Annotated in this window: 14 protein-coding genes; 4 read left to right on the forward strand and 10 right to left on the reverse strand. The window is 73.7% G+C overall.

The genetic code is table 11. From position 1 onward, the window contains the following. Positions 1 to 113: 113 nt before the first annotated feature. The 4 genes from ACIQCH_RS08535 to rsmI form a co-directional block, all read right to left on the reverse strand. A complete protein-coding gene (locus tag ACIQCH_RS08535; RefSeq protein ID WP_402579524.1) occupies positions 114 to 1,688 on the reverse strand; it encodes a ubiquitin-like domain-containing protein in 1,575 nt (524 codons plus the stop codon). A gap of 410 nt (positions 1,689 to 2,098) precedes the next feature. Continuing rightward, entirely contained in the window at positions 2,099 to 2,974 is an 876-nt protein-coding gene (locus ACIQCH_RS08540; protein WP_402579331.1) for a TatD family hydrolase, read from the reverse strand. Positions 2,975 to 3,076: 102 nt separating this feature from the next. Then, positions 3,077 to 3,592 carry a hypothetical protein gene (locus ACIQCH_RS08545; protein ID WP_402579333.1) on the reverse strand — a complete coding sequence of 172 codons (516 nt, stop codon included), beginning with the start codon at positions 3,590 to 3,592 and terminating at the stop codon, positions 3,077 to 3,079. Between the two features lie 139 nt (positions 3,593 to 3,731). Beyond that, positions 3,732 to 4,652: a 16S rRNA (cytidine(1402)-2'-O)-methyltransferase gene (gene rsmI, locus ACIQCH_RS08550; protein WP_402579335.1), complete on the reverse strand. Its 921-nt coding sequence runs from the start codon at positions 4,650 to 4,652 to the stop codon at positions 3,732 to 3,734. A gap of 61 nt (positions 4,653 to 4,713) precedes the next feature. Here rsmI and ACIQCH_RS08555 point away from each other — a divergent pair, with 61 nt between their 5' ends. The 3 genes from ACIQCH_RS08555 (at position 4,714) to ACIQCH_RS08565 (ending at position 9,313) form a co-directional block, all read left to right on the forward strand. After that, positions 4,714 to 6,456, forward strand: a complete 1,743-nt coding sequence (locus tag ACIQCH_RS08555; protein ID WP_402579337.1) for a dolichyl-phosphate-mannose--protein mannosyltransferase — start codon at positions 4,714 to 4,716, stop codon at positions 6,454 to 6,456. Positions 6,457 to 6,723: 267 nt separating this feature from the next. Continuing rightward, entirely contained in the window at positions 6,724 to 7,494 is a 771-nt protein-coding gene (locus ACIQCH_RS08560; protein WP_402579339.1) for a hypothetical protein, read from the forward strand. Between the two features lie 196 nt (positions 7,495 to 7,690). Continuing rightward, a complete protein-coding gene (locus tag ACIQCH_RS08565) occupies positions 7,691 to 9,313 on the forward strand; it encodes a penicillin-binding transpeptidase domain-containing protein (RefSeq protein WP_402579341.1) in 1,623 nt (540 codons plus the stop codon). 113 nt (positions 9,314 to 9,426) lie between these two features. On the opposite strand, the gene ACIQCH_RS08570 is transcribed toward ACIQCH_RS08565, so the two are convergent. The 4 genes from ACIQCH_RS08570 to ACIQCH_RS08585 all read right to left on the reverse strand — a co-directional run bounded on the left by ACIQCH_RS08570 (position 9,427) and on the right by ACIQCH_RS08585 (position 13,403). After that, positions 9,427 to 10,608 carry a serine hydrolase domain-containing protein gene (locus ACIQCH_RS08570; RefSeq protein WP_402579343.1) on the reverse strand — a complete coding sequence of 394 codons (1,182 nt, stop codon included), beginning with the start codon at positions 10,606 to 10,608 and terminating at the stop codon, positions 9,427 to 9,429. 191 nt (positions 10,609 to 10,799) lie between these two features. Next, positions 10,800 to 11,600: an energy-coupling factor ABC transporter ATP-binding protein gene (locus ACIQCH_RS08575; protein ID WP_402579344.1), complete on the reverse strand. Its 801-nt coding sequence runs from the start codon at positions 11,598 to 11,600 to the stop codon at positions 10,800 to 10,802. Continuing rightward, positions 11,588 to 12,349 (reverse strand): cobalt ECF transporter T component CbiQ, encoded by a 762-nt coding sequence (gene cbiQ, locus ACIQCH_RS08580; protein ID WP_402579346.1) that lies wholly within the window; start codon positions 12,347 to 12,349, stop codon positions 11,588 to 11,590. The genes ACIQCH_RS08575 and cbiQ overlap by 13 nt, the downstream gene beginning before the upstream one ends. Position 12,350: 1 nt before the next feature. After that, the gene (locus ACIQCH_RS08585) at positions 12,351 to 13,403 is read right to left on the reverse strand and encodes an energy-coupling factor ABC transporter permease (RefSeq protein WP_402579348.1); all 1,053 of its coding nucleotides are present in this window, start codon (positions 13,401 to 13,403) and stop codon (positions 12,351 to 12,353) included. Positions 13,404 to 13,571: 168 nt separating this feature from the next. On the opposite strand from ACIQCH_RS08585, the gene ACIQCH_RS08590 reads away from it, so the two are divergent. Continuing rightward, on the forward strand, positions 13,572 to 13,976 hold the full coding sequence (locus ACIQCH_RS08590) for an SsgA family sporulation/cell division regulator (RefSeq protein ID WP_402579350.1): 405 nt from the start codon (positions 13,572 to 13,574) through the stop codon (positions 13,974 to 13,976). A 7-nt stretch (positions 13,977 to 13,983) separates the two neighbouring features. Here the strand turns inward: ACIQCH_RS08590 and ACIQCH_RS08595 are convergent, their stop codons facing one another. After that, positions 13,984 to 16,206: an MMPL family transporter gene (locus ACIQCH_RS08595; RefSeq protein WP_402579352.1), complete on the reverse strand. Its 2,223-nt coding sequence runs from the start codon at positions 16,204 to 16,206 to the stop codon at positions 13,984 to 13,986. 151 nt (positions 16,207 to 16,357) lie between these two features. Further along, positions 16,358 to 16,948 carry a TetR/AcrR family transcriptional regulator gene (locus ACIQCH_RS08600; protein ID WP_402579354.1) on the reverse strand — a complete coding sequence of 197 codons (591 nt, stop codon included), beginning with the start codon at positions 16,946 to 16,948 and terminating at the stop codon, positions 16,358 to 16,360. Positions 16,949 to 17,045: the final 97 nt, after the last annotated feature.

Below are 17,045 nucleotides of genomic sequence, written 5' to 3' on the forward strand. Positions count from 1 at the left end.
CGTGGCCTCGCCGGTCGTGACGTCGTCCGTGGTGACGTCGTCCGTCGTGACGTCCTCCGTGGTGACCTCGCCGCTCGTGGCGTCGTGCGTGTCGGGCTGGTGCTCTGCGGTGCTCACCGGGTAAGCCTACGGCCGCAGTGCGGCCACGGACTCGCCCCCCGCTGCACGTAGAGCTTCTTGGCCCGGAAGGTCTGCTCGCCGGCGGGCGCGTCCTGCGGGCGCCCGCTGCCGCCGAGGGCCTGCCAGGTCTGCACGTCGAACTGGTAGAGCCCGCCGTACGTGCCGGAGCCGTCGACCGCGCCGGGCCGGCCCCCGGACTCGCAGTGGGCCAGGGCGCCCCAGTCGAGTCCGTCGGCCCCGGCGACGGAGGTGGGCAGCGGGCGGGTGCCGACGCGGATCTTCTGGGTGACCGGCTCGCGGATCACCTCCTCGGCGACCCGGCGCGGCTTTTGCCGGACGCCGTTGACGGTGCGCAGGGTGTACGTGACCCGGCGGGCGCCGGGCCGTCCGGCCCGGTCGACGACCTCGGTGCCGGCGAACAGCACGTCGTCCTCCACCCGCTCCGTCGCGTAGGGGACGAGCTCCTCGCGGACCTCCCGGGTGCCGGTGATGCGCAGCACGGTGACGGTCTGGCCGTCGCGGGGGAAGGAGGCGGGCGGCACGGAGGTGGTGTCCTGGCCCTGGAGGGTGATGCCGGCCTGTTCGAGGGCCTCGCGGACGGTGGCGGCGTTGGTGCGGACGGTCCGCTCGCGCCCGTCGGCGAGGAAGGTGACGGTCCGCTCGGTGCGCACGCTCAGGGTCATGCCGTCGCGGGTGATGGGGGCGGTCCGGGCGGCGGACAGGTACGCCCCCTCGGCGCGGATGCCGAGCTGGCGCAGGGCGGCCTCGACGGTGCGGGCGGTGGTCCACACCCGGCGCCGGGTGCCGTCGAGGGTGAGGAGCACGGGCCGGCCGTAGCGGACGACGACCTCGTCGCCGTCGGCGAGGTCGTCACCGGGGGCGGGGGCGACGAGGTCGTGGTCGCCGACTCCGACGCCCTGCTGGGCGAGGAGCTCGCCGACGTCGTCGGCGAAGGTGTGCAGGGTGCGGGGGGTGCCGTCGACGGTGAGGCGGATCGCCTTGTCACTGGCGACGAAGGCGGAGGTGCCGCCGGCGAGGACAGCGACGACGAGGGCCTGCGGGACCAGCCGCCGCCACGTCTCGCCGCGGGGGGCGGCGGCCCGGGCCGCCCGGCGGGCGCCCGCGCCGTCGGCCGGGACGCCGGCACCGGCGGCCGGATCACCCGCGGGGCCGCCCGCGGCGGCGCGGCGGCGGCGGGCGGCCCGCCGGTCGGCTCCGGAGCGGGGCGCCGGCACGGCCGCCGGGCCCTCGCCGGCCGCTGCGGCGCGCCGTCTGCCGCGCCGGGTGCCGGACCCCGGCGGGGGCCCGGCGGCGGGAGCGGTGCCGGGGTCCGGCCCGTCGTCCGGGGCCGGCGGGGCCGGTGCCGCGCGACGTCGTCCGGTTCCGGGGGCGAGCGCATGGTCGTACGCGTCCTCGCCGGCGGACGCGGTGCTGCGGGCGTCGTGGGCGTCCGCGAAGGCGGGGTCGTACCCGACCTCGTACGGCGGCGGCGCGTATCCGCCCCCGCGGGCGCCCGGCGCGTCCGCGTACCGGCCCGCGTCCGGCGCGGTGGAGGCCGGCCCCGGCACGACCGCCGCGGTGGCCGGCCCCGGCACGACCGGCACGACCGGGTCGGCCGGCCTGCCGGGCCCGCCCGTTTCGGCGCGGCGGCGGCGTCCCGTGCCCGGTGCCAGCACCTCGTAGGCGGGGGCGTACGGGTCCTCGTACGGCACGCCGGGGCCGCCGCGGCCGTCGTACGGCACGGCCGCGAGGGTCTCGGCCGCGGCGAACCACTCGGGGCTCAGCCCGTCCGGGCCCTCGAACGGCGCGGAGTGCCGCGGGGGCCCGGAAGGGGCTCGATGACTGCCCTGCCCATCGGTCACGACGCGCTCCCACCGGTCCTGGCCCCCCGCCCGGCGGCGGGGACGGGCACGGGACACTAGCGGAGCGGCGGTCACTCACCAAAGCGGCGCGACCACGGAGAGTGCCGAACGTCCGCTCAGTAGTCGAACGCCCGCGCGGTGTTGGCGCCCAGTGCCTCGGCCATCGCGTCCTCGCCGATCCCGCGCACGGCGGCCATCGCGCGCACCGTGACCGGAATGAGATAGGGCGCGTTGGGCCGTCCGCGGTACGGCGCCGGGGTCAGGAACGGGGCGTCCGTCTCGACCAGGACGAGTTCCAGCGGCGCCACCGCCAGCGCGTCGCGCAGGTGCTGGGCGTTCTTGAAGGTGACGTTGCCGGCGAAGGACATGAAGTACCCGGCCTCCGCGCACTCCTTGGCCATGTCGGCGTCGCCGGAGTAGCAGTGGAACACGGTCCGCTCGGGGGCGCCCTCCTCGCGCAGGACGCGCAGCACGTCGGCGTGCGCCTCCCGGTCGTGGATGACGAGTGCCTTGCCCTGCCGCTTGGCGATCTCGATGTGGGCGCGGAAGGACCGCTCCTGGGCGGCCATGCCCTCGGGCCCGGTGCGGAAGTAGTCGAGACCGGTCTCCCCGACGGCCTTGACGTGCGGGAGCGCCGCGAGCCGCTCGATCTCGGCCAGCGCCTCGTCGAGGGCCGCGTCGCCGCCGGCCGGGCGGGCGCCCTGGCGGGACCAGCCGTCCGGGTCGCCGTGGACGATGCGGGGCGCCTCGTTCGGGTGCAGGGCGACCGCCGCGTGGACGTTCGCGTGGGCGGCGGCCGTCTCGGCGGCCCAGCGCGAGCCCTTCACGTCGCAGCCCACCTGGACGACCGTGGTCACCCCGACGGCGGCGGCCTTGCGCAGGCCCTCCTCGACGGTGCCGGACTGCATGTCCAGGTGGGTGTGCGAGTCGGCCACCGGCACGCGCAGCGGTTCGGGCAGCGGCGGCGGGGCGTCCTTCGGGTCTGCGCTCATACGGCCGATCTTATGAGGAACGGCGGACGCGACCCGTGCCCGCAACGACGGACGCGGCCCCCGGGAGGCCGCGTCGACGTGCGCCGGGGCGCACCCGGCCGCTCACGAGGAGCGGAAGAGCCCCTTCAGCCGGGCCAGCAGACCGCGCCGCTCCCCGCGGTCCTCGCTCGTCACCGGCACCGGGCCGGGGGCCTCGTGCAGCTCCGCGGGCCGGTTCGACCGGCGCTTCTCGTGGTGGTGCTCCGCGCGCCGCTCGTGCGTCGCGGGCACCGGGCCGGCGATCCCGGGGGCGATCTTGCGGTCGTGGTAGATCCGGTCCAGGGTGCCCAGGACCGAGGAGACCTGGCCCTCGCGCATGATGCGCACCACGTGCCCGCCGCAGTTCAGGCAGGTGGGGTTGGACAGCGGCGAGGGCACCCGCTCGCCGTCGATCGTGTAGATGAGGAACGGCTGGCCCTTCCCGTCCACGTGGTGCTCGATGTCGAACGACTGCTCCCAGCCGTATCCGCAGCGCATGCAGGCGAAGGAGTACGCCTCGCGGACGATCTGTATGCCGGCGCCGGTGACCGGGCGGGTGGGGGCCGAAGCGGGGACGGGGGTGTCTGCGATCTCACTCATGCCAGCTCCTCTGGTCCGCTGGTGTCACTGGCCAGTGGACGCCTGTTCCGGCTGGAGCGCATCAGGCCCTGTCGACTCATGGACGGACTTTGGGCCGTTCATGCCCAAAGTGCCCGGTGCGCGGTCTGATCTTTGCTTTTCAGGTTAGCCCTTTACCGTCCTGGGGGCTCTTTTCAGCCGCATTCTTTGCCGCCACCACCGCGTCGAAGACCTCGCGCTTGGGTAGACCTGCCTCCGCAGCCACGGCCGCGATGGCCTCCTTGCGGCGCTCCCCGGCCTCCTCGCGGATCCGGACCCGCCGCACCAGTTCCGCGGCGTCCAGTTCGGCCGGCCCGGTCTCCGGCGCACCCTCGACGACCACGGTGATCTCGCCCCGTACGCCCTCGGCGGCCCACTGCGCGAGCTCGCCGAGCGGGCCGCGCTTGACCTCCTCGTAGGTCTTGGTCAGCTCACGGCAGACCGCGGCGCGCCGGTCGGCGCCGAACACCTCGGCCATCGCGGCGAGGGTGTCGTCGAGCCGGTGCGGGGCCTCGAAGTAGACCAGCGTGCGGCGCTCTTCGGCCACCTCGCGCAGCCGGCCGAGCCGCTCGCCGGCCTTGCGGGGCAGGAAGCCCTCGAAGCAGAACCGGTCCACGGGCAGTCCGGACAGCGCGAGCGCGGTCAGCACGGCGGACGGGCCGGGCACGGCCGTGACCTTGATGTCCTTCTCGACGGCCGCCGCGACGAGCCGGTAGCCGGGGTCGGAGACCGAGGGCATGCCGGCGTCGGTGACCAGCAGCACGCGCGCGCCGCCCTCCAGCGCCTCGACCAGCTCGGGGGTGCGGGCGGACTCGTTGCCCTCGAAGTACGACACGACCCGCCCGGAGGTGTGGATGCCCAGGGCCCGGGTCAGACCGCGCAGCCGCCGGGTGTCCTCCGCGGCCACCACGTCGGCGCCCTGCAGCTCGGCGGCCAGCCGCGGCGGGGCGTCCGCGATGTCCCCGATGGGGGTTCCGGCGAGGACGAGCACTCCGGCGGAGCTCGGCTGGTGGCTGCTGGTGTGCGGCTGCTGATCTGTCACCCGTCCATCCTCGCAGCCCGGAACAGCGGTCTCACACAGATGTGTTCCCTACGATGACCCGGTGACCAGTACCGCGACGCCTCAGCCCAGCCCCGCGGGGGCCCTGTCCGCCCCCGCCGGCGACGAGACGCCTGCCTGGCCGCGCCGGCTGCGCCGGTTCGGGTACGTGCCGGCCGCCCCGGCCGCCGACGTCCGGACACGACTGGTCCCCCCGTACGCGCAGCCCTCGCCGCGGCTGTGGGCGGTGTTCGGAATGTCCGCCGGCGCCGGGGAACGGACCGCGCGCCTGCTGGCCTGGGTGGGTCCGCTGCTGGTGGCGCTGGTCGCCGGGGCCCTGCGGTTCTGGCGCCTGGGCAGCCCGAAGGCGGTGATATTCGACGAGACGTACTACGCCAAGGACTCCTGGGCCGTCATCCACAAGGGCTACGAGCTGAACTGGCCCAAGGACGTCGACAAGGCGATCATCGCCGACCCGTCGGGGGTGGCCCTGCCGCTGGACCCCGGGTACGTCGTGCACCCGCCGGTGGGCAAGTGGGTGATCGGTGCGGGCGAGTGGCTGTTCGGCCTCGACCCCTTCGGCTGGCGGTTCATGACCGCGCTGCTCGGCACGCTGTCCGTGCTGATGCTGTGTCGGATCGGGCGGCGGCTGTTCCGGTCCACCTTCCTGGGCTGCCTGGCGGGCCTGCTGCTGGCGGTGGACGGCCTGCACCTGGTGATGAGCCGGACCGCGCTGCTGGACCTGGTCCTGATGTTCTTCGTGCTGGCGGCGTTCGGGTCGCTGCTCATCGACCGTGACTGGGCCCGCCGGCGGCTCGCGGCGGCGCTGCCGGTGGACGCGGACGGCCGGGTGCGGCCGGACGCGCAGGTCGCGGAGACCCTGCGCCTGGGGTGGCGGCCGTGGCGGCTGCTGGCCGGCGTGTGCCTGGGCCTGGCGTTCGGCACGAAGTGGAACGGCCTGGTGGTGCTGGCGTTCTTCGGGGTGCTGGCGGTCCTGTGGGACGCGGCCGCGCGCCGCGTGGCGGGTGCCGGGGCGCCGTACCTGGCGATGCTGAAGCGGGACGCGCTGCCGGCGTTCGCGTCCACCGTGCCGGTGGCGATCGGCGTGTACCTCGCCTCCTGGACCGGCTGGATCCTCAGCCCGGACAACGGCAAGGGCGGCTACTTCCGCGACTGGTCGGCCGAGCAGGGCGGGGTGGCGTGGCTGCCCGACTGGCTGACGAGCCTGTGGCACTACGAGACCGAGGTCTACAAGTTCCACGTGGGCCTGACCACGGGTCACACCTACGAGTCGAACCCCTGGAGCTGGCTGGTCCTGGGCCGCCCGGTGTCGTACTTCTACGAGTCCCCGGCGCCCGGTACCGACGGCTGCCCGATCACCGAGACCGGCAAGTGCGCCCGCGAGGTGCTGGCCCTGGGCACGCCGCTGCTGTGGTGGGCGGCCTGCTTCGCGCTCCTGTACGTGCTCTGGCGGTGGTTCTTCCGGCGCGACTGGCGGGCGGGCGCGATCGCCTGCGGCGTGGCCGCCGGGTACCTGCCCTGGTTCAACTACCAGGAGCGCACCATCTTCTACTTCTACGCGGTGGTGTTCGTCCCGTACCTGTGCCTGGCGGTGGCGATGATGGTCGGCGCCCTCCTCGGCCCGCCCGGCTCGTCCGAGCGCCGCCGCACGCTCGGCGCGGTGGGCGCCGGCGTCCTGGTCCTGCTCATCGTCTGGAACTTCATCTACTTTTGGCCCGTCTACACCGGCCAGACCATGCCGATGGACGACTGGCGCGCCCGCATGTGGCTGGACACCTGGGTCTAGCAGCCCAGAGGTCGACCCCGGCGCCCATGGCGCCGGGGTCGTTTTGGTTGTCGCTGGTCCTTGTGGGCCTCCTGGAGAGACGGCCTGCAGGCCCCGCCGCCCCCGCCCGACGACGAACTCGCTGGTCAGGAGCCCACCGGTCACCCCTGAGAGGCTCATATCACTTTTGCCTTGACTCGAGATGATCAGTAGCGCTTTCGTCACGCGAGCGCCACAGGTTCATGTTTCCCCAGCGGCCCACGGCCGCCGATCGCTAGAACCGCGACTGTGAGCACATCAACAACCGACAGGGTCAGCGCTGGCGCTCAGGTGGCAGCGGCCCTTTTCGCCGCAGCCACCTTGGCGGCAAACATCTACGGGGACATCCCCGCTTGGCTCGGAACGGCGGCCGCTTTGGTCCTGGGCGGAGCGAGCGTCTTCTTCACTTGGGTGTGGGCCGACCCGACCAGACATCCAACACGTGCACGACTTTTGCTGGCGGGGACCGTGGGAGCCCTGTTCGCCGCCGCCGCCGTCCTGGTGTGGCCGGGCGTCTGGCCCACGGAATCGGGCAACGCTTCACGAAACCCTGCCAGCAGCGTCGACGACCCGAAGGCATCAGCCAGACAGATCAAAGTCACCAAGATCGGAGGGGGAGCCGTCAGCCCCGGCGTCACGGTCGAGGTCGACAGCTGCATCACGGTCTCGGGCACCGGGAAGATCCCTAGCGGATACGGACTCTGGGTGACCAACACCTACGACGCCGATGGCGCACCAGCCCTGAACGGACTCTCCAATCTTCAGCGAGCGCCGCAGGTCGAGGGGGAGACCGATTGGCAGACCGCGACCTTCGGGGTGGGGGCGGACAAGCGGGACGACGGCAAGCGCTTCTGGATCTACGTATTCCTGCTCCCGCCCTCCGCCGACAGCGCACTGACGAAGCTCAATGCGGGGCCCGCCCCCGGTCTCACCGGACCCGTAGAGGGCGCGACAGAGGTAGGTCGGTACGCGGTCGAGCGCAACGCGAACCTCACGTGCAAATGGCAGACGAAGGCCTGAAGCGCGACGCCACGCGCCGGACGGCCCGGCGGCCGCCCCGATAGGCGCCCCGGCACCGCCCAGCGGCCCGTCCCGTCCCCACCCGACCGATGGTTTTCGGCCGAGTCCGGGGGTCTGAGTACGGGTACTCAAGACACGGGACGGGCCTCCCGCTTATTTTGAGCGCGTTCAAAAGTGCTCTGGGGAGGGGCGTGGGATGCGGGGTGCGACGAAGGGCGCGATCGCCGTCGGGGTGTTCCTGGCGATGGCGGGCGGGGCCGGGTACGGGATGTACGCGATGGTGGGGGACGCCGGGGAGGGCGGCGCGGCGACGGCGACGGCCGCGGAGGTCGGATCGGGCCCGCCGACCGCGGCGGAGACGCTGACCACGGCCAAGGCGTTCCTCGCCGCATGGGCCGCGGGCGACGCCCGCGCCGCCGCGGACCTGTCGAACGACCCCGAGGCCACGCAGTACGCGGTCGCCGACTACCGCACGAAGGCGCACATCACCCGGGCGGTGATCACCCCGGGCACGCCCCGGGGCGCCCTGGTCCCGTTCACGGTCCGCGCGGAGGTCTCGTACGACGGGCACAGCAAGCCGTTGGCGTACGCCTCCTCGCTGACGGTCGTGCGCGGCCTCACCTCGAAGAAGCCCCTGGTGGACTGGCAGCCCGCGGTCCTGCACCCGCAGCTGCGGAGGGACGAGAAGCTGCGGACGGGCACCCCCGACGCCCCGCCGGTGCGGATCACGGACCGCAACGGCAAGGAGCTCACCGCCGACGCGTACCCGTCGCTGCGCCGGATCCTGGACGAGCTGCGGGCCCGGTACGCCCCCCGGGCGGGCGGCAAGGGCGGCACGGAGCTGTGGATCGAGCCCGCCCTCGCGGACGCGCCGAAGCGGACGCTGCTGACCGTGGACCCCGGCCGGCCGGGCTCGATCCGGACGGTGCTGGACGCCGGGCTCCAGGCGGCGGCCGAGCGGGCGGCGCTCCGGTACCAGGACGCCTCGGTGGTGGCGCTCCGCCCGAGTACGGGCGACGTGCTGGCGGTGGCCAACCACCGTACGGACGGCTTCGACGCGGCCATGCTCGGCACCACCCCGTCGGGCTCCACCCTGAAGATCGTGACGGCCGAGATGCTGCTGGACCGGGGCCTGGTGACGGCCGACGGGCCGGCCGAGTGCCCGGCGACGGTGTCCTGGTACGGGAAGTCCTTCCGCAACCAGGGCGGCTTCTCGCTGTCCGGCGCCAGCTTCGGCACCGCCTTCGCCCGCTCCTGCAACACGGCCTTCATCAAGAAGATCAAGGCGGTGGACGACGACGCGGCGCTGGCGCGGGAGGCCCGCGAGGTCTTCGGACTGGGTCTGGAGTGGCACACCGGCGTGGCCAGCTTCGACGGCGACGTGCCGGAGGTCGCGGGCGCGGAGGCGGCCGCGGAGTACATCGGGCAGGGGCGGGTCCGGATGAACCCGCTGACGGTCGCCTCCGTCATCGCCACCGCCAAGACCGGGGTGTTCCGCCAGCCGGTGCTGGTGCCCGCGGACTGGGACCACCGGCCGGTCGCCACCGCCGAGCGGACCATGAAGCCGGAGGTCGCCGCCCAGCTGCGGCAGCTGCTCCGGCAGACCGCGGTCAGCGGCACGGCCGCCGGTGCGATGGCCGGGGTGCCCGGGCCGAAGGGCGCGAAGACCGGGTCGGCGGAGGTCGACGGGCGGGTGAACCCGGACAGCTGGTTCACCGGATACGGCGGCGACCTGGCCGCGGCGGCCTACGTCGCGGGCGGCGGCCACGGCGGCGAGGCCGCGGGACCGCTGGTGGCGGCGGTGCTCAAGGCGGGGTGACGCCATGACGTCCCCCGGGGCGGGACGGCTCCGCCCCGCCCGCGGGCCGAGCCGCCGGCCGCGGCCACCCTCAGGCGGTGGCCGGCCTTCAGGCGGTGGCCGGCCTTCAGCCCTCAGGCGGTGGCCGCCTGCACCGCGCGGATCAGCGCCTGGGCGCGCGGGTCGGCGGTGACGGACTTGGCGAGCGCGTTGGTGACGTAGCCGAAGCCGATGCCGGCGTCCGGGTCGGCGAAGCCGAGCGAGCCGCCCCGGCCCGGGTGCCCGTACGAGGCCGGGGAGAGCAGCGGCGAGGCGGGTCCGTGCAGCATGAAGCCCGGCCCGAAGCGGGTGTTCACGACCAGCACCCGGTCGGGGCCCGCAGCGAACTCCTGCCCGGCCAGGGCGGTGGTGGCCGGGGCGAAGAGCCGGTGGCCGCCCGCCACCTCGCCGAAGGTGGCCGCGTAGAAGCGGGCCAGGGCGCGGGCGGTGGCGATGCCGTTGGATGCGGGCAGCTCGGCGGCCCGGTAGCCGGGGTCGTTCTCGTCGGGGAGCGGGTCGATCGCGGCGAAGGCCCGGCGGGTGAGCGAGGCCGGGTCGTCGTACGCCGCGGTGACGTTGCGCCGGGGCCGGGTCTTCAGGCCGCCCGCGGCCACCGGCGGCGGCTCGACGGCCGCGACCCGGCCGACCCGGTGGACGCGGTCGGCCGGCAGCCCGATCCACAGGTCCAGGCCGAGCGGGCCGGTCACCTCCTCGGCCAGCCAGCGGCCCAGCGAGCGGCCGGTGACGCGCTCCACGAGCTCGCCGAGCAACCAGCTGAAGGTCTGCGCGTGGTAGCCGTGGTCGGTGCCCGGCTCCCAGAACGGGGTCTGCTCGGCGACCGCGCACGGCCCGGACGTGCCGTCCACGGCCTGCTCCGGGGTGAGCCCGGGGTCCAGCGCCGGGACGCCGGCCCGGTGGGACAGCAGGTGCCGGACCAGGGCCCGCTCCTTGCCGCCCGCCTTGAACTCGGGCCAGTACTCGGCCACGGGCGCGTCGAGGTCGAGCAGCCCGCGCTCGTGCAGGAGCAGGGGGACGGCGGCGGCCACGCCCTTGCCGGCGGAGCGGACGACCTGCGCGGTGTCCTCGACCCACGGCGCGGACGCCCCGGCCGGCGCGTCCGCGTCCCGTATGCCGCCCCAGAGGTCGACGACCGGGCGGCCGTCCCGGTAGACGGTGACGGCGGCGCCGCGGTCGCCCCGGTCGGTGAAGTTGCGTACGAAGGCGTCCCTGACGGGCTCGTACCCGTCCGCCACGAAGCCCTGGACCTCGCCCTCCACGTTCCTGCTCCTCGCTGTGCTACCACCGGCACCCGGGGAGGGTGCCGTCCGATCCGTCCGGCGTCGACCGGACCCGACCGGCGCCGACCAACATGGTGCAACGTGAAACGACCCGCGTTGCTTCCGGGTCCGGGAATCGGAATCTCAGACTCCGGGTCGGATCGGTCGGGACCGGGACCCGGCCCCGGACGCTAGGCGACGGTGACGGACCGCGGGTCGAAGCCGAACGGGAGCTCCAGCCGGTGCGCGCGCATCATCGCGTCGTCGCACAGCAGGTCCTGGGTGCGGCCGTCGGCGGCGATCACGCCCTCGCTGAGCACCACCGAGCGCGGGCACAGCTCCAGCGCGTACGGCAGGTCGTGGGTGACCATCAGCACGGTCACGTCGAGGGAGCGCAGGACGTCCGCCAGCTCGCGCCGCGAGGCCGGGTCGAGGTTGGAGGAGGGCTCGTCGAGCACGAGGATCTCGGGCTCCATGGCCAGCACGGTCGCCACGGCGACGCGGCGGCGCTGCCCGAAGGACAGGTGGTGCGGGGGCCGGTCGGCGTACTCCGCCATGCCGACGCGCTCCAGCGCGGCGCGCACGCGGGCCTCCAGCTCGGCGCCGCGCAGTCCGGCGGCGGCCGGGCCGAAGGCGACGTCCTCGCGCACGGTGGGCATGAAGAGCTGGTCGTCGGGGTCCTGGAAGACGATGCCGACGCGGCGGCGGATCTCGGCGAGGTGGCGCTTCTCGACGGGCAGGCCGGCCACCTTCACGGTGCCGACCCCGCCGCCCAGGATGCCGTTCAGGTGCAGGACCAGGGTGGTCTTGCCGGCGCCGTTGGGGCCGAGCAGGGCCACCCGCTCGCCGCGGCCGACCGTGAGGTCGACGCCGAAGAGGGCCTGGTGGCCGTCGGGGTAGGCGAAGGCGAGGCCGGCGACCTCCAGCGAGGGGGCGGTGCCGGCCGGGGCGTCGGTGCCGGTCGGGGCGTCGGTGGCAGTCACAGGGTCCATCCCATCACGCACACGGCGGCGGCCGCGGCGGGCAGTGCGGCCGCGTACGCCCACTGCGTGCGCGAGGCGGTCACGTCGTCGATCACCGGCATGGTCCCGGTGTAGCCCCGGCTGACCATGGCCAGGTGCACCCGCTCGCCACGCTCGTAGGAGCGGATGAACAGGGCGCCGGCCGTCTTGGCCAGCACTCCCCAGTGGCGTACGCCGCGCGCCTCGAAGCCTCGTGAGCGGCGGGCGACGGACATCCGGCGGAGCTCGTCGGTGATCACGTCGCCGTAGCGGATCATGAAGGCGGCGATCTGGACGAGCAGCGGCGGCAGCTTCAGGCGCTGCAGGCCGAGCAGCAGCTCGCGCAGTTCGGTGGTGGCGGCCAGCAGGACCGAGGCGGCGACCCCGAGCGTGCCCTTGGCCAGGACGTTCCAGGCGCCCCACAGGCCGGAGACGCTCAGGGACGTGCCGAGCACCTCCACCCGCTCGCCCTGCGCGACGAAGGGCATGAGGACGGCGAAGAGGACGAACGGCACCTCGATCAGCATCCGGCGCAGCACGAAGCCGGCGGGGACGCGGGCCGCCGCCGCGACCCCGGCGAGCAGCACGGCGTACAGGCCGAAGGCCCAGACCGCCTCGCGCGGGGTGGCGACGACCACCACGACGAAACCGAAGACGGCGGCGAGCTTGCAGTGCGGCGGCAGGCGGTGGACGGGGGAGTCTCCGCGCCGGAACAGCTGGTGGGCGTGACCCGCACCCATGTCAGGCCGCGGAGGAGCTGGCGGCGGCGGGGGTGCCGTCGTCGCGACGGCGACGCACGGCCCAGAACACACCGGAGCCGACGACGACGGTGGCGCCGACACCGATCACACCGGCCAGGCCGCCGGAGAGGCGGGCGTTCGCGATGTCCTTGACGCCGTAGTCGGCGAGCGGGGAGTCCTTGGCGGCGTGCGGCTCGACCTTGCTGTCGATGCCCTTGTCGGCGGCGACCTTCTCCAGGCCGTCGGGGCTGGCGGAGGCGTAGAAGGAGACGAAGCCGGCCAGGACGAGGGCGGCGACCAGGCCGGTGGCCCACACCTTCCCGGTGGAGCGGGCGACGGCCGGGACGGCGGGGGCCGCCGCGGGGGCGTCCACGAACTCGCCGCCGACCCGGAGCTTGAGCGGGGCGGTCAGGCCCCGGGCGCCGTGCACCAGGTCGGGTCGGACGGCCAGCACGGCGCCCACGGTCAGGGCGGTGATGAAGGCCTCGCCGATGCCGATGAGGACGTGCACGCCGACCATCGCGGCGAGCACCTTGCCGACGGGCACGTCGGTGGTGCCCCCGATGGAGTAGAGGAGGGTGAAGAATCCGGCGGCGGCCGGCACGGACAGCAGTGCGCCGGTGAAGGCGGCGGCCGTCACCGAGCGGCGGGTCTTCGGGAGGACCTTGACCAGGCCCTTGAACACGGCGTAGGAGACCACCACGGTCACCACGCCCATGGTGGTGACGTTGACGCCGAGGGCGGTCAGGCCGCCGTCGGCGAAGAGCACGCCCTGCATCAGCAGGACCACGGAGACGCAGAGCACGCCGGTGTACGGGCCGACGAGGATCGCGGCCAGGGCGCCGCCCAGCAGGTGTCCGCTGGTACCGGCGGCGACCGGGAAGTTCAGCATCTGCACGGCGAAGATGAAGGCCGCCACCAGCCCGGCGAGCGGGGCCGCCTTCTCGTCGAGCTCACGGCGCGCACCGCGCAGGCTGACCGCCACGGCTCCGGCGGCCACGGCTCCGGCGGCCACGGAGACCGGCGCGTCGATGAATCCGTCGGGGACGTGCATGTGGGGGCTCCGCTTCCTGATCGGTGTCGCCCGGCTGGGCAACGCTCGATGATAGGACCTACCTGCAAAGAGGTGGCAAGAGCGTCCACATACCAAAAACCCTACGTTCGCCGGCGCCAAAATATGCGACATTGGGGACAAATGCCGCGAACGTGAGGAGTCCGGGCCGTGAGTTCTCCCATCGAAGAGCGAGTCCGCGGCCGCGTCGTCACCGACGACCCCTTGTACCGCACGATCCCGGTGGCGCTCCGCTTCCTGCCCACGGAGCCGCTGGCCGTACGGGTGGTCTTCCCCGCGGGCCTCTCGCCCGAGGGGTCGGAGAACGAGTGGGTGTTCTCGCGCACCCTGCTGGAGACGGGGCTGCAGTCCCCGACCGGCAGCGGGGACGTGCGGGTGTGGCCGTGCGGACGGGTCCAGACGATCGTGGAGTTCCACTCCCCCGAGGGCGTGGCGGTGGTGCAGTTCGACACCCCGGCGCTGCGCCGCTTCCTGCGCCGCACGTACGCGCCCGGCCCCACGTACAAGGCCCGGCCGCACCAGGAGAGTGCGGCCGGGCCTTCGGTTCAGCGCTGAGCGGGGGTCAGGCGCGGACCAGCTCCCGCTCGGGGTCGGCGTCGGGGTCGGTCTGCCCCTGGCCGGCGGCGTGGGAGGCGTCGTCGCCGAGGTGCTTGCGCAGCCCCTCGCCCTCGACGTCCACGTTCGGCAGCAGGCGGTCCAGCCAGCGCGGCAGCCACCAGGCCTTGTGGCCGAGCAGGGCGAGGACGGCGGGGACGATCGCCATGCGGACGACGAAGGCGTCGAAGAACACCGCCACCGCGAGGCCGAAGCCGATCATCTTGACCATCTGCTCGCTGGAGCCGATGAAGCCCGCGAACACCGCGATCATGATGACCGCCGCGGCCACGACCACCCGGGCGCCGTGCCGGAAGCCGGTGACGATGGCCTGGCCCGGCCGCTCGCCGTGGACGTACGCCTCGCGCATGCGGGTGACGAGGAAGACCTCGTAGTCCATCGCCAGTCCGAACACCACGCCCACCATGAAGATCGGCATCATGCTCATGATCGGACCGGTCTGCTCGACCCCGAAGAGCGAGCCCAGCCAGCCCCACTGGAAGACCGCGACCACCGCGCCGAGGGCGGCGACCACCGAGAGGAGGAAGCCGAGGGCGGCCTTGAGCGGGACCAGCACCGAGCGGAAGACCACCATCAGGAGCAGGAAGGCGAGCCCGACGACGAGCGCCAGGTAGGGCAGCAGCGCGTCGTTCATCTTCTGCGAGAAGTCGATGTTCATCGCGGTCTGGCCGGTGACCAGGACGTCGTCGCCGCTCTTGTCGCGGATCGTGTGGACCAGGTCCTCGGTGGCGGCGGAGGACGGGCGGTCCTTCGGCACCACGGTGATCATCGCGGTGTCGCCGGCCTTGTTCATGGTCGGCGGGGTGACGGCCACGACGCCGGGCATGCCCTTGATGTCGTTCACGGTCTTGTCCGCGACCGCCTTGCCGCCGTCGACCACGACCAGCAGCGGGCCGTTGAAGCCCGGGCCGAAGCCGTCGGAGAGCATGTCGTAGGCCTTGCGCTGGGTCGTGGAGACCGGCTGCGAGCCGTCGTCCGGCAGGCCCATCTCCAGCTTGCCCGCCGGGATGGCGATGGCGCCGAGGCCGATGACGCCGGCGAGCAGGACCATGACCGGGCGGCGCAGGACGAAGCGGGCCCAGCGGGTGCCCATGTTGGGCTTCTCGGCGGCCGCGGCGGCCTTCGCCCGGCCCCCGCCGAACAGCCTGCTCTTGGTGCCCATGGGCAGCACGCGGCGGCCCGCGAACCCGAGCATCGCCGGGATCAGGGTGAGGGCGACGAGGACGGCGATGACCACGGTGCCGGCGGCCGCGAAGCCCATCTTGCTGAGCATCGGTATGTTCACGACGGCCAGGCCCACGAGGGCGATGACCACCGTGAGGCCGGCGAAGACCACCGCGGATCCGGCGGTGCCGACGGCGCGGCCGGCCGCCTCGTCGCGCTCGCGGCCCTCGGCGAGCTCCGCGCGGTAGCGGGAGACGATGAAGAGCGCGTAGTCGATGCCGACCGCCAGGCCGATCATCATCGCGAGGGTGGAGGTGGTGGTGCCGAGGTCCAGGACGTTGGCCAGGGCGGTGATGGAGGAGACGCCGATGCCCACGCCGAGGAGGGCGGTCAGCAGCGGCAGCCCGGCCGCGACCAGCGAGCCGAAGGTGATGACCAGCACGATGCCGGCGATGACCACGCCGACGACCTCGCCGGGGCCGCTCTCGGGGACGGCCATGAGGGCGTCGCCGCCGATCTCGACCTTCAGGCCGGCCGCCTGGGCGGCCTTGCCGGAGCCCTTGAGGGCCTCACGGGTCTCGTCGGTCAGCTCCATGCCGCTGACCTTGTAGGTGACCTGGGCGTAGGCGGTGGTGCCGTCCTGGCTGACCGCCTGTCCCTGGTACGGGTCGACGACGCGTTCGACCTGGTCCGAGCCGGACCTGAGGTCGGCGACCGCCTTCTCGACCTGTGCCTTCTCGGCCGGGTCGGTGATCTTCCTGCCCGCCGGGGCCTTGAAGACCACGCGGGCGGTGGCGCCGTCGGCGCGCGAGCCGGGGAAACGCTTCTCCAGCAGGTCGAAGGCCTTCTGGGCCTCGGTGCCGGGCATCGAGAAGGAGCTGGAGGTCGGGGTCGCCGCCGAAGCCGCGCCGAAGCCGGCGAGCACGAGCAGCGCCACCCAGACGAGGGCGACGAGGCGGCGGCGCCGGAAGGCGCCCCTGCCGAGTCGGTAGAGGAAGGTGGCCACGAGATGGGTCTCCCGTTCCGGTCGTGGTGTGGATCAGGGCATGCGGAATCCGGCCCGACGACGAGAGCGGCGTGTCAGGTGGTCCTGATGGGGCTTGTGCGGGACGTGCGGTCGGTGCGGTGCGGCCGGCGTGGTGCCGGACGCCGCGGTGTCAGACGCCGAGGGCGGGGAAGACCACGGAGTCGATGAAGTCGGCCAGGAACGCCCGGTCCGGGGACCGGTCCTCCATCAGCGGCAGCGCGATGAAGGCGCCGATGAGCATGTGCGGCACGTAGGCGAGGGCGGGGCAGTCGGCGGCCACCTCGCCCCGGTCCACGGCCCGTCGCAGCATCACGTTCAGGCCGGTGATCTCGGGCTCCATGAGCAGTTCGCGGAGCGCCCTGTGCAGCTCGGGGCTCGTGTGGACGGCATGGGCCAGGCCCCGCATGAGCGCGGTGTCCTTGGCCATCTGCGCGTCGTCGGAGTTCTCGACCATGACCGCGAAGTCGCCGCGCAGCGTGCCCGTGTCGATCTCCCGCAGGGAGACCGGCTGGGTGCAGCGCAGGGCCTTCGCGACCAGCTCCGGCTTGCTCCCCCACTGGCGGTAGAGGGTCGCCTTGCTGGACTTCGTACGGGCGGCGACGGCGTCCATCGTCAGGGCGTCGTAACCGACCTCGCGCAGGAGCTCGAGCACGGCCTCGTGCAGCTCGGCCTCCCGCTCGGGGGTGATCCGGCTGCGCCGCGCGACGCCCGTGTCCGCCATCTTCCGGACTCCTTGTCCTTCCGACCGTCCTGCGGTCCGTCCGGCGAGCCGAACGAAACCGTTCCGTACGCGTACGACGATACTCCCGGGCACCCGC

It is taken from the genome of Streptomyces sp. NPDC093225, assembly GCF_044753805.1.
GTDB lineage: Bacteria > Actinomycetota > Actinomycetes > Streptomycetales > Streptomycetaceae > Streptomyces.

What these genes read in the sequence shown, in the direction of transcription:
- ACIQCH_RS08540 (WP_402579331.1), bottom strand. Translation starts at nt 2,974, where the DNA reads ATGAGCGCAGACCCGAAGGACGCCCCGCCGCCGCTGCCCGAACCGCTG.
- ACIQCH_RS08545 (WP_402579333.1), bottom strand. Translation starts at nt 3,592, where the DNA reads ATGAGTGAGATCGCAGACACCCCCGTCCCCGCTTCGGCCCCCACCCGC.
- ACIQCH_RS08565 (WP_402579341.1), top strand. Translation starts at nt 7,691, where the DNA reads ATGCGGGGTGCGACGAAGGGCGCGATCGCCGTCGGGGTGTTCCTGGCG.
- ACIQCH_RS08575 (WP_402579344.1), bottom strand. Translation starts at nt 11,600, where the DNA reads ATGGACCCTGTGACTGCCACCGACGCCCCGACCGGCACCGACGCCCCG.
- cbiQ (WP_402579346.1), bottom strand. Translation starts at nt 12,349, where the DNA reads ATGGGTGCGGGTCACGCCCACCAGCTGTTCCGGCGCGGAGACTCCCCC.
- ACIQCH_RS08585 (WP_402579348.1), bottom strand. Translation starts at nt 13,403, where the DNA reads ATGCACGTCCCCGACGGATTCATCGACGCGCCGGTCTCCGTGGCCGCC.
- ACIQCH_RS08600 (WP_402579354.1), bottom strand. Translation starts at nt 16,948, where the DNA reads ATGGCGGACACGGGCGTCGCGCGGCGCAGCCGGATCACCCCCGAGCGG.